The sequence below is a fragment of the Citrobacter sp. R-1.5.2 genome, from assembly GCF_035064245.1.
In the GTDB taxonomy this organism is placed as follows: Bacteria; Pseudomonadota; Gammaproteobacteria; order Enterobacterales; family Enterobacteriaceae; genus Citrobacter.
In genome coordinates this window covers 560,669-572,561 of record NZ_JASEYC010000002.1, presented here as the reverse complement: position 1 = coordinate 572,561, position 11,893 = coordinate 560,669, and the positions used below count along the sequence as shown (strand labels likewise).

10 protein-coding genes are annotated in these 11,893 nt (G+C 52.6%); 2 read left to right on the top strand and 8 right to left on the bottom strand.

The window, feature by feature from the left end; genetic code table 11:
* Window positions 1-101: 101 nt before the first annotated feature.
* Together cutC and QMN38_RS06770 are read right to left on the bottom strand one after the other, a co-directional pair.
* Complete coding sequence (gene cutC / locus QMN38_RS06775) at window positions 102-848, bottom strand: copper homeostasis protein CutC (RefSeq protein ID WP_323604737.1); 747 nt, start codon at window positions 846-848, stop codon at window positions 102-104.
* Between the two features lie 3 nt (window positions 849-851).
* Window positions 852-1,418, bottom strand: coding sequence for a VOC family protein (locus tag QMN38_RS06770; protein ID WP_271450080.1), 567 nt, complete (start codon window positions 1,416-1,418; stop codon window positions 852-854).
* A gap of 248 nt (window positions 1,419-1,666) precedes the next feature.
* On the opposite strand from QMN38_RS06770, the gene argS reads away from it, so the two are divergent.
* Together argS and mrdA are read left to right on the top strand one after the other, a co-directional pair.
* Window positions 1,667-3,400 (top strand): arginine--tRNA ligase, encoded by a 1,734-nt coding sequence (gene argS, locus QMN38_RS06765; RefSeq protein WP_271450079.1) that lies wholly within the window; start codon window positions 1,667-1,669, stop codon window positions 3,398-3,400.
* Between the two features lie 274 nt (window positions 3,401-3,674).
* Window positions 3,675-5,612, top strand: coding sequence for a penicillin-binding protein 2 (gene mrdA, locus QMN38_RS06760; protein WP_323604736.1), 1,938 nt, complete (start codon window positions 3,675-3,677; stop codon window positions 5,610-5,612).
* On the opposite strand, the gene bglB is transcribed toward mrdA, so the two are convergent.
* The 6 genes from bglB to cheY form a co-directional block, all read right to left on the bottom strand.
* The gene (bglB, locus tag QMN38_RS06755) at window positions 5,584-6,723 is read right to left on the bottom strand and encodes a beta-galactosidase BglB (protein WP_323604735.1); all 1,140 of its coding nucleotides are present in this window, start codon (window positions 6,721-6,723) and stop codon (window positions 5,584-5,586) included. The genes mrdA and bglB overlap by 29 nt on opposite strands.
* A gap of 327 nt (window positions 6,724-7,050) precedes the next feature.
* Window positions 7,051-7,443: a flagellar protein FlhE gene (gene flhE, locus QMN38_RS06750; RefSeq protein WP_271457012.1), complete on the bottom strand. Its 393-nt coding sequence runs from the start codon at window positions 7,441-7,443 to the stop codon at window positions 7,051-7,053.
* A complete protein-coding gene (gene flhA, locus QMN38_RS06745; RefSeq protein WP_048211356.1) occupies window positions 7,443-9,521 on the bottom strand; it encodes a flagellar biosynthesis protein FlhA in 2,079 nt (692 codons plus the stop codon). The genes flhE and flhA overlap by 1 nt, the downstream gene beginning before the upstream one ends.
* Window positions 9,514-10,665 carry a flagellar biosynthesis protein FlhB gene (gene flhB / locus QMN38_RS06740; RefSeq protein WP_271441778.1) on the bottom strand — a complete coding sequence of 384 codons (1,152 nt, stop codon included), beginning with the start codon at window positions 10,663-10,665 and terminating at the stop codon, window positions 9,514-9,516. Before flhB ends, flhA begins: the two co-directional genes overlap by 8 nt.
* Window positions 10,666-10,833: 168 nt before the next feature.
* The gene (gene cheZ / locus QMN38_RS06735) at window positions 10,834-11,478 is read right to left on the bottom strand and encodes a protein phosphatase CheZ (protein WP_040232409.1); all 645 of its coding nucleotides are present in this window, start codon (window positions 11,476-11,478) and stop codon (window positions 10,834-10,836) included.
* A gap of 10 nt (window positions 11,479-11,488) precedes the next feature.
* Window positions 11,489-11,878 (bottom strand): chemotaxis response regulator CheY, encoded by a 390-nt coding sequence (gene cheY, locus QMN38_RS06730; RefSeq protein ID WP_005127682.1) that lies wholly within the window; start codon window positions 11,876-11,878, stop codon window positions 11,489-11,491.
* Window positions 11,879-11,893 lie beyond the last annotated feature (15 nt).

Below are 11,893 nucleotides of genomic sequence, written 5' to 3'. Positions count from 1 at the left end.
TGCGGCTTGAAATATGAAGGAGAAAAAAAGGCCCCTGTTGAATTGGCAGGGGCCTGGTACGAGCAAGCATCATATTGGGCGACATGATGCAACGGTAAAAATCAGCTGGCCTGGTGGTGCGCAATGATTGCCTTCATTTCAGCAACCGCCGCCCCGTCTACCGCATAGCGGGAATATTCATCCGCCTGCGTATCCGAAGACATCGACAACCCCGAATTGCGATACCGCATGGGTGAAGCCAGCCATACTCCGGCAGAACTGTGGACTTCCTGCACTCCAGCGTTGAGGAACAGGGATAAATTCGCGGCGCGAACCCCCGCTCCGGCCATAATGATTGGAGCATCCACCTGCGCAATAAGTTCCATTATTTTTGTTAAACCTTGCGCTGCATCTGATTTTTGCCCGGAAGTCAGCACTCTGGCGACACCCAAACCGGACAATTTATTCAGCGCATTTAATGGGTTGGCGCACATATCGAAGGCCCGATGAAACGTCACATTTAGCGGGCCCGCAGCAACCATTATTTTTTCCATGCGTGGCATATCGACATTTCCGTCCACATCGAGAACGCCGGTCACCAGTCCTGAAAAACCTAAATCTCTGACCATCGCGATATCATCAAGCATCGCGGAAAATTCACCGTCGGTGTAACAAAAATCGCCCCCACGCGGGCGGATAATGGGATTAACAGGAATAGAGACATGCTGGCGTACAGCGCGCAACACCCCCAGCGACGGCGTCAATCCCCCTTCTTTGGGCGCCGAGCACAGTTCAATACGGTCAGCACCCTGAAGCTGCGCGGTGCGTGCGCACTCCATGCTGTAACAGCAGATTTCCAGTAATGCCATCACTCACTCCTGTTGCTCGCTTGCGACAATCGCTTCAATTGACCACGGATGAAATTTGAGGGTGACGCTGCCATCACTCACCGCCAGTGTCGGATTCGGTAAACGCTCACGCTCTCCTTTTGGCGAGCTGGTTTTCACGAAAATCCCCGGCTGACTCAATCCTTCATCAGAAAGCAGCGCCAGCGCACGCGCGTTCAGTGTTTCTGGCGCACCGGGCAGAACGATTTCGATATGCTCCCACCCCTCATGCGGGTAACGTTTTTCACCCGGCCATGGCAACTCAACCACCGAAAACTGCCAGTGCGCGACACAAACCGGCTCATCCAGTTTGAACAGGCAAATCGGTCTGCCATTAATGATATTTTCCGATAGCAGCGTACCACACTGTTCAAACCCCCGACGCCAGCGTTCTGCGGTGGTATTTTGATGACAGCGCAAAGAGATATGATCGGCGTCCAGCGATGAAATATCCAGGCCCAGGCGGGTGGAAAGTTCCGTTAATGCCTGAATGAAATGCGGTAAATCTGCGGAAATATCATGCAGTTCTTCAACTGTTTGCCAGTTCGCCATAGTAAAAGCCCATATCCATGTTCAAAGCCGCTAATTTACTCTGTTGCGCAGCCCCATCCAACTGCTGATTTTGTCGGGCATGGGATGATGAATCCCACCGGGTTACCGTGTTTGCGTTTCAGGCAGTCGGCGGTACTCGCAATGCCGACGAGTGCTGACGGCAACGGGCATTTGCAGTATACTCCCGCCCTAAATTCTTAAACTGGTGCGGTGAATTTTATCCCGCTTCATAAATGTAAGGTATTCCGGTGAATATTCAGGCTCTTCTCTCAGAAAAAGTTAGTCAGGCCATGATTGCTGCAGGTGCACCTGCAGATTGCGAACCGCAGGTTCGTCAGTCAGCAAAAGTACAGTTCGGCGACTATCAGGCCAACGGCATGATGGCAGTTGCTAAAAAACTGGGTATGGCGCCGCGACAACTGGCAGAGCAGGTGCTGACTCATCTGGATCTCAGCGGGATTGCCAGCAAAGTTGAAATTGCAGGCCCAGGCTTTATCAACATTTTTCTCGATCCGGCATTCCTCGCGCAGCATGTTCAGCAGGCGCTGACTTCCGATCGCCTGGGCGTCACTCAACCGGCAAAACAAACGGTTGTTGTTGACTACTCCGCACCTAACGTGGCGAAAGAGATGCACGTGGGCCACCTGCGTTCCACCATCATCGGTGACGCCGCGGTGCGTACGCTGGAGTTTCTCGGCCATAAGGTGATCCGCGCCAACCACGTCGGCGACTGGGGTACTCAGTTCGGTATGCTGATCGCATGGCTGGAAAAACAGCAGCAGGAAAATGCCGGAGAAATGGCGCTGGCAGACCTGGAAGGTTTCTACCGCGATGCGAAAAAACACTACGACGAAGATGAAGCCTTCGCCGAGCGCGCCCGTAGCTATGTGGTGAAACTGCAGGGCGGCGACGAATATTTCCGCGAGATGTGGCGCAAGCTCGTCGACATCACTATGTCGCAGAACCAGTTAACCTATGACCGTCTGAACGTGACGCTGACCCGTGACGACGTGATGGGCGAAAGCCTGTACAACCCGATGCTACCGGGCATTGTTGCTGATCTGAAAGCCAAAGGTCTGGCTGTTGAGAGCGAAGGCGCTACCGTTGTATTCCTTGATGAGTATAAAAACAAGGAAGGTGAACCGATGGGCGTCATCATTCAGAAGAAAGATGGCGGCTATCTCTACACCACGACCGATATCGCCTGTGCGAAGTATCGTTACGAAACGCTGCATGCCGACCGCGTCCTCTATTACATTGACTCCCGTCAGCATCAGCATTTAATGCAGGCATGGACTATCGTGCGTAAAGCCGGTTATGTGCCGGACTCCGTACCGCTGGAACACCATATGTTCGGCATGATGCTGGGTAAAGACGGTAAGCCATTCAAAACTCGCGCTGGCGGTACTGTAAAACTGGCCGACCTGCTGGATGAAGCGCTGGAACGTGCGCGTCGTCTGGTGGCCGAGAAGAACCCGGACATGCCTGCTGATGAGCTGGAAAAACTGGCGAATGCCGTTGGTATCGGTGCGGTGAAATATGCGGATCTGTCGAAAAACCGTACCACCGACTATATCTTCGACTGGGACAACATGCTGGCGTTCGAAGGCAATACGGCACCGTATATGCAGTATGCCTACACCCGCGTACTGTCCGTGTTCCGTAAAGCGGATATCGACGAAAACGCGCTGGCCAGCGCACAGGTTATTATCAGTGAAGATCGCGAAGCTCAGTTGGCCGCGCGCCTGCTGCAGTTCGAAGAGACGCTGACCGTTGTCGCACGTGAAGGTACGCCGCACGTAATGTGCGCTTATCTGTACGACGTTGCAGGCCTGTTCTCTGGCTTCTACGAACACTGCCCGATCCTCAGCGCTGAGAATGAAGAGATTCGTAACAGCCGTCTGAAACTGGCGCAACTGACGGCGAAAACACTGAAACTGGGTCTGGATACGCTGGGTATCGAAACCGTAGAACGCATGTAATCGCCTCGAGTGATGTGAAAGCCCGCGCTATGTCGCGGGCTTTTTTATTATGATCTTACCAGCCCTCACAGGCGTGATAAATAAAGCATCATCAGGCGGTCAGACGCACCTTGCCGGATGGCCGCGTAAACACCTTATCCGGCCTACTGATAGCATCAATTTGTAACAACTCACAAGGAATGACACATTTCCGTTGAGGGATGGAACATTTTTTGCCTGTCATCCCGTTTACGCCTCCGTATCATTAGGCGGCGAATTAATCGGGTACGGGTCAATGACATTCAGAGATTTTGAGGCGGAAGAAAAACTTTTCCAGCGGCGTGTAATGGTGGCCTTTGGCCTGGTCGTCATCTGTTTTGGCATCCTGATTTATAACCTCTACAACTTACAAATCCGTCAACACCAGTATTACACCACCCGTTCGGATGCAAACGACATCAAAATGCTGCCCGTCGCCCCAACGCGCGGTATCATTTACGATCGCAACGGCATTCCGCTGGTACGAAATGTCACCTGGTACGACATTTCTGTTACGCCGTATAAAATCAGCGATATGGACGCCCTGCTGAAGCAACTCACGCCGATTGTTGACCTCACGCCAGATGATATTGACCAGTTTCGCCATGAACTGAAGGCCAGCAGTCGCTATCGCCCGGTAGTACTTAAAAATGCGCTGACCGATGTAGAAATTGCCCGTTTTTCTGTGAACCAGTTCCATTTCAGCGGCGTGACCATCAATAGCTACGAAGATCGCCAGTATCCTTATGGGGCGGAGCTGGCACATGTACTTGGCTACGTATCAAAAATCAACGATAGCGATCTGAAAGCACTGGATAAAAAAGGGCTGGCAGAGAACTACGCCGCCGACCACAACATCGGTAAGCAGGGCATTGAGCACTACTACGAAAATGACCTGCACGGCAAAACGGGTTATCAGGAAGTGGAAGTTGATAATCACGGGCGTATTGTACGTTTGATTAAAGACGTCCCCCCTGTCGCCGGCAAAGATATCCATCTGACGCTGGATTTACACTTACAGGAATACATTGAAAGCCTGCTGGTGGGACAACGCGCCGCGGTGCTGGTGGAAGACCCCCATGATGGTTCCGTGCTGGCAATGGTCTCAAACCCCAGCTACGATCCAAACCCGTTTGTAAAAGGCATCAGCTACCAGGATTACAACACGCTGTTGCAGGATAAAGACCTGCCATTAATTAACCGCGTCACCCAGGGGTTATATCCTCCCGCCTCAACGGTAAAACCGTACATGGCGATGTCAGCCTTATTAAACGGGGTGATCACCCCACAAACCAGCTTCTTTGGCGCCCCGACATGGACACTCCCCGGTACTGAACGGCATTACCGCGACTGGAAAAAAACAGGACACGGCATGCTGGATGTAACCAAAGCCATTGAAGAATCAGCGGATACGTTCTTCTATCAGGTGGCGTACATGATGGGGATCGACCGTATTAACAGCATGCTTAGCCAGTTTGGCTACGGCAAACCTACCGGTATCGATCTTGATGAGGAGTACAACGGTCTACTGCCAAGCCGCGACTGGAAACAACGGGTGCATAAAAAAGCCTGGTACCAGGGAGACACCATTTCGGTCGGTATCGGCCAGGGCTACTGGATTGCCACGCCAATTCAGATGGTAAAAGCGATGGTCGCACTGATTAACAACGGGAAAGTTATTGCCCCTCACCTGCTACAGGATGAAGAGAGCGGCAAAGCAATCACCCCCTATCAGGCACCGGAGGCACCCGCGCAAATAGCCTCAGCCTCATCACCGTACTGGAGTCTGGTACGCCAGGCCATGTTCGGCATGGCGAATGCACCCAACGGCACCGGGTATAAATTTTTCCATACGGCACCTTATGGCATCGCGGCCAAAAGCGGAACATCACAAGTCTTTAGCCTGAAAGAAAACCAGACTTACAATGCGAAGATGATCCCCATACGACTGCGCGACCACGTGTTCTATACCGCATTTGCGCCGTATAAGAATCCAAAAGTCGCCATCGCATTGATTCTGGAAAACGGCGGCAGCGACGGGGTTACCGCCGCGCCGGTCATGCGCCAAATCATGGATCATCTGTTTGCGCCGCAGGACAACACCGGTCAACCCGATGCCGCAGAACAACCTGGCCCAGTCAACACGGCATCAGCGGACGACACAATTAATAGTACTTACGCAAGTATTCGGTGAGGCACAGCATGGCCATGGCCTGTCCGTAAGGCATAGAGGTGAGTGGGATGTTGTGGTAGAAATCGAGATTGTGCCCCATGCCGGTGCCAAACGAGGTTTGTAGTAACTCCCCTTCCGGGGAAATGTGTTGCACAATACCTCTGATAGCTTTCTCCGCCACCCCCACATATTCCTGACCGACATAGCGTTTACGCACCGCTTTGAGAATACCGTAAGCGAATCCAGCCGTTGCAGATGCTTCCAGATATGACTGAGGATCGTCCAGTAAGGTGTGCCACAATCCGCTCTCATCCTGACATTCCGCCAGGGCTGCAATTTGCGCATTGAGAACCTGCACCAGATAACGGTGAATGGCGCTGTTTGGCGGCAAATCGATAAGTTCAAGGAAGTCAGGGATCACAATCGTAAGCCAACTATTACCTCGCGCCCAACGGGCGTTCGCGAAGTTATGCCGCCCCACATAGCTCCAGCCGTGGAACCACAGCCCCGTTTCCTTATCCATCAGATTTTGTACATGCAGCAGAAACTGATACGTGGCCTCTTCGATATACTCAGGACGATTGAGCAACCTGCCAATTTTCGCCAGCGGCAGCACCGTCATCATCAGTGTGTCATCCCACATCTGTTGATGGTTTTCTTCTGCCAGCGTGATGTGTTGCATACCGCCAAACTCAGTACGGGGCATCTGATGCATGGCCCACTCTGCCCAGGCGTCAAGCCAGGGCAGATACGCCGGATTACGTGTTTCTTCATAGCGATATGCCAACGTTAAAAACGGGGCCATCGTGTTGACGTTTTTGGTCGTCGCCCCCTCAGCAAAGCGTTCGGCAAACCAGCTATCGATAATGTCGCGCATCGTCTCATCACCGGTTTGCTGATAATACTGATACATTCCGTACAGGCCGACGCCGTGAGTCCACTCCCATCCGGCCCAGCCTTTGGTATCAATAACACGTCCGTCATCCAGTCGCAGCAAGAACTCGCCCGTTTCATCATGAATATTGACCAGGTTATGCGTCACCTTTTTAATGAGCGTTTTTAATTCATCCCTGGCAATAAAATGTTCTGGTTGACGCAACAATGGGCTGTGTTTAACCGGGTAAACAATCATTTCCTTAACCTCTGTCAGTGTCGAATTCGATGCTGCGCCTGTTCCAGTTTCGCGCGGCAGGTTTATTACGATTCAGGTAACCCTGTGTGTTGTTACCCTAAAGTGATGTGTAAACATTGGGCATCATTACCGGGCCACAGTAAAAGCTAACCGCAGGGGAAACCTTTTTGTTTCTGCCAGGTTTTTTTGCGAAATGGCAATAGCACAAAGAGTCCGACAACACAGGTCACTAATTTTATAAAACAGTGTTTCTTTTTAATCAGGATAGTCGTTCAGAACTGCGAGGTGGCCAGCAGTTTCGCCTGCTGGCCGACGTAAAGAAGGGAATTAACGGTAGTTCACAATCACCTGATTGCTCTGAACCTGCAAGGCAGGGATCAGGCGACCGCCACCAGGCACTTCCCAGACGAAGTGCATGGGTTCAATCGCAGGGACACTATTAAAGCCATTAGTGGTCCCGCTTTGCCCATCCAGTTCGACACAACGGGACTGAGAGCATAAGCGCACACGTAATCCCGCAGGCGTAGGCCCATTTAATTCATAGCGCCAGGCGACCAGCGTCATCAGGCCTGAAACGGGCTGGCTGGGAACCAAAGGCGAAGATGAAGCCGACTCCCCACGATAATTTAAGGTAATCCCCATACCGCTTGCCTGCCATGTCCCTTCCCCGGCAGCCTGTACAGCCAGCGGGAAAAACAACAGCCAAAGAAATTTACGCATTATTTACCTCCAATGGTCGCGGTCATACGGATATGGCGGTTATCGGAAAGCTCCATATTCGACAACACCACCAACTGCGGAATACTGCGCCGTAAAAAACGCGCAAGGAGAGGTCGCAGCGCATGATTCACCAGCAATACTGGCGGCGCACCCAACATTTCCTGACGAGACAGTGCTTCCTGCGTCTGCGCCAGCAACCGGTCTGCCAGACCAGGTTCAAGGCCCCCACCGCCCTGTAACGCTTGTAACAACAGGCGCTCAAGCGGTGTATCGAGTCCGATAACCTGAACTTCCTCGTTTCCCGGGAACCACTGCTGAGTAATCGCCCGTCCAAGCGCCACACGCACCACTGCGGTAAGTTCATGCGGATCATTCTGTAACGGGGCATGTTCCGCCAACGTTTCAAGAATGGTGCGCATATCACGAATAGGGACTTTTTCATCCAACAGGTTCTGCAGCACTTTGTGCAGTGTGGTCAGCGTGACCACACCCGGCACCAGATCTTCTGTCAGTTTTGGCATCTCTTGTGAAACACGATCCAACAGCTGTTGCGCCTCCTGGCGACCAAACAGCTCTGCGGCAAACTGGCCAATCAGATGGTTCAGGTGTGTGGCAACCACTGTACTGGCTTCAACAACGGTGAAGCCCTGAATTTGCGCCTGCTCTTTTAGCGCGCTTTCAATCCAGATAGCATCCAGACCAAAAGCAGGATCAACCGTTTTCTCCCCTGGCAGCGATCCGGCTGCGGTACCAGGGTTGATAGCCAACCAGCGCCCAGGGTAAGCATCACCACTACCAATCTCAACCCCTTTCATCAGAATACGATAGCGGGCAGGTTGCAGATCCATATTGTCGCGAATGTGTACCACTGGCGGCAGGAACCCCATATCCTGGGCAAATTTCTTACGAATGCTGCGAATACGCCCCAGCAATTCGCCGTCCTGTTGGAAGTCCACCATCGGAATCAGGCGATACCCAACCTCCATTCCCAGCGTGTCTTCCAGCTGTACATCACTCCACGTAGCTTCTACCACCGAGTTGTTTTCCGGCATTTTCACCGGCTGAGCTTCTTCTGGTGCTTTTTGCTCGCGTCCGCGCATCCACCAGGCCAGCCCCAGTAATGCCGCGGTAAACATCAGAAACACCAGGTTTGGCATTCCCGGTACCAACCCCAATAAACCGAGGACCGCCGCACTAAGCAGCATGACGCTTGGGTTGCTGAACAACTGGGTGACCATCTGTTCACCCACGTCCTGATCGGTACTCACGCGGGTTACGATAACCCCCGCCGCCGTTGAGATAACCAGCGCAGGGATCTGTGCTACCAGCCCGTCACCGATGGTCAGCAGGGTATAGCTTTCTGCCGCGCTGCCCATGCTCATACCGTGCTGCAACACCCCAACCAGCAAGCCGCCAACCACGTTGATGACCATAATCAGAATACCGGCGATGGCATCCCCACGAACAAATTTACTCGCACCGTCCATGGAGCCGTAAAAATCGGCTTCCTGTGTCACTTCAGAACGGCGTTTTTTGGCTTCATCTTCCCCAATCAATCCCGCATTCAGATCGGCGTCAATCGCCATCTGCTTTCCTGGCATCCCGTCCAGCACGAAGCGCGCACCCACTTCAGCGATACGTCCTGCACCTTTGGTGATAACCATAAAGTTAATGATGACGAGAATGACGAAGACCACGATACCGATGGCAAAGTTACCGCCGACCAGGAAGTGACCAAAGGCTTCCACCACCTTACCTGCCGCCGCTGCACCTGTATGTCCTTCCATCAATATGATACGCGTAGACGCGACGTTCAGTGCCAGGCGCAACAAGGTGGTGAACAGCAGAATCGTTGGGAATGCGGCGAATTCAAGCGTGCGCTGGGTGAACATCGCCACCAACAGCACCATGATCGACAGTGCAATGTTAAAGGTGAACAGTAAATCGAGGATAAAGGCCGGAAGCGGCAGCACCATCATCGACAGGATCAGCAGAATGAGGATCGGCCCGGCAAGAATTTGCCATTGCGTGGATTTCAGGTTGCCGGGCAGACGCAGCATCGCGACCAGATTAGCCATCAGTATTCTTCTCGTTCATAAAATCCAGTGCTTCAGGCACCGGAAGGTTTCCAGGTTGTGGTGGCGGCGTGCCGCCAGCCAGACGCCAGCGTTTTAGCTGCCATACCCATGCCAACACTTCGGCAACGGCGGCATACAATTGGCCAGGTATTTGCTGACCGATCTCAGCATGGCGATATAACGCACGAGCCAGAGGCGGAGCTTCTAACGTTGGGACACGGTGCTCCGCGCCAATCTCTCGAATACGCAATGCCACCAGTCCGGCCCCTTTAGCCACAACTTTTGGCGCGCTCATTTTGTTTTCGTCGTACTGCAAGGCAACCGAATAGTGCGTAGGGTTGGTCACAATAACATCCGCCTTCGGCACATCTGCCATCATGCGGCGCTGTGCGGCCGCACGCTGCATCTGGCGAATTTTGCCCTTAACGTGCGGATCACCTTCGCTTTGTTTAAACTCGTCACGGATATCCTGACGCGACATCCGCAGTTTTTTTACGTGGCTATAAATCTGGAAAAAGACGTCAAACCCCACCATCGGAATGACGCCAAGCACCACCAGCAATGCGCACATACCGACTAAATCCAGCGCATTACCCATCGCCGTAATCGGGGATTCGGCCATCAGGCGCATCATCTCTGGCCAGTTATGCCAGAGATAGAATCCCGCCACGCTACCCACCAATGTGGATTTCAATATGGCTTTAAGCAGCTCCGCCCCGGTTTGCGCCGAGAACATACGCTTAATACCCGGTAACGGATTCAGCTTTGAGAATTTGGGTTGCAGCGATTTACCACTGAAGATCAAGCCGCCAAGCATCACCGGGGAGATCAATGCCACCAGCACAACCCCGGTAATCAGCGGCAACAACGCAATCATGGCGTCTTTAATCAACAGAATGATTTGGCTCAGGATCAGGTTAGGGTCATTGACCATACTGTGGTCAAAGCGTAATCCAGTTGACAGCATGCCTGCCAACCTACGGGCGAGCGACTCCCCACCAATCCAGATAATGCACACGCCCACCAGCAAAATAAGCAGTGAGGTTAGCTCCTTGGATCGGGGTATCTGCCCTTCTTCCCGTGCTTTTTCAAGTCGGTGGGGTGTGGGGGCTTCTGTTTTGTCGTCGTCGCTTTCTTCTGCCACGCATCAGACCCTGGATAGAGATATAGGCGTGAATGATGCCAGAACAGCCATACAACAATGGGGAGAGTAAGCGGTAAAAAAGACGGGATTTATGGCTTTAACGCCAATTGCCGATGAATAACATGTAAGCCGGATGAGAAGTTTCCTCCCGCATCCGGCAAATACACATCAGAAACCGAGGCTATCCAGCAGGTCGTCAACCTGATCCTGGCTTGCCACTACGCCGGCTTTTGAAGTGTCAACCTGCGGACCATTCAGCAAACTTTCGTTCTCGCGTTTTGGTCGGGCGCCCTGCTCCGGAATGTTTTCCAGCAGCACCATCAGCAGTTGACGTTCAATCTCCTGGATAACATCCATCATGCGCTTGATAACCTGACCGGTAAGATCCTGGAAATCCTGCGCCATCATGATGTCCAGCAATTGGGCATTGGTAAAGCTGGTATGACCGGGGACATCACCAAGAAACTGGCGGGTATCAGTGACCAGTTCACGGGCATCGGACAGTTCAATCGGATTTTCGAACCATTCATCCCAGCGTTTGGTCAGGTCTTTTGCCCCTTTTTCCATGGCATCCTGGTGTGGCTGTGAAGCTTCTACGCTGTTCAGTGCGCGCTCTGCCGCCTGTGCAGTCATTTGTACAACATAGTCCAGGCGATCGCGCGCGTCGGGAATGGCTTCCGCCGCTTCGGCAATGGCCTGATCCAGCCCCAGTTCACGCAGGCTGTCGCGCAGCATTCGGGTTAAACTACCGATGCGCGCAATGATGTCCCCTGCTGAGTGTTCGTCAACAGGTTTAATTTGTGGTTGCATCATCATCACATCCTCACATGCCCAGTTTCTCAAAGATCTTATTGAGTTTTTCTTCCAGCGTCGCCGCGGTGAACGGTTTTACAACATAACCACTGGCACCCGCTTGTGCTGCCGCGATAATGTTTTCTTTCTTCGCTTCTGCCGTCACCATCAGCACTGGCAGAGCAGACATGCTGCCATCAGCACGAATGGTTTTCAGCAGTTCAAGACCGTCCATGTTAGGCATGTTCCAGTCGGAAATAACAAACCCGAATCCCCCTGCCTGCAGTTTGTTCAACGCGTCAACACCATCTTCAGCTTCTTCAACGTTGTTGAACCCCAGTTCCTTCAGCAGGTTACGCACAATGCGACGCATGGTGGAAAAGTCATCCACAACCAAAAACCTAAGCTCTTTATCCGCCATAAAAATAAACTCCTG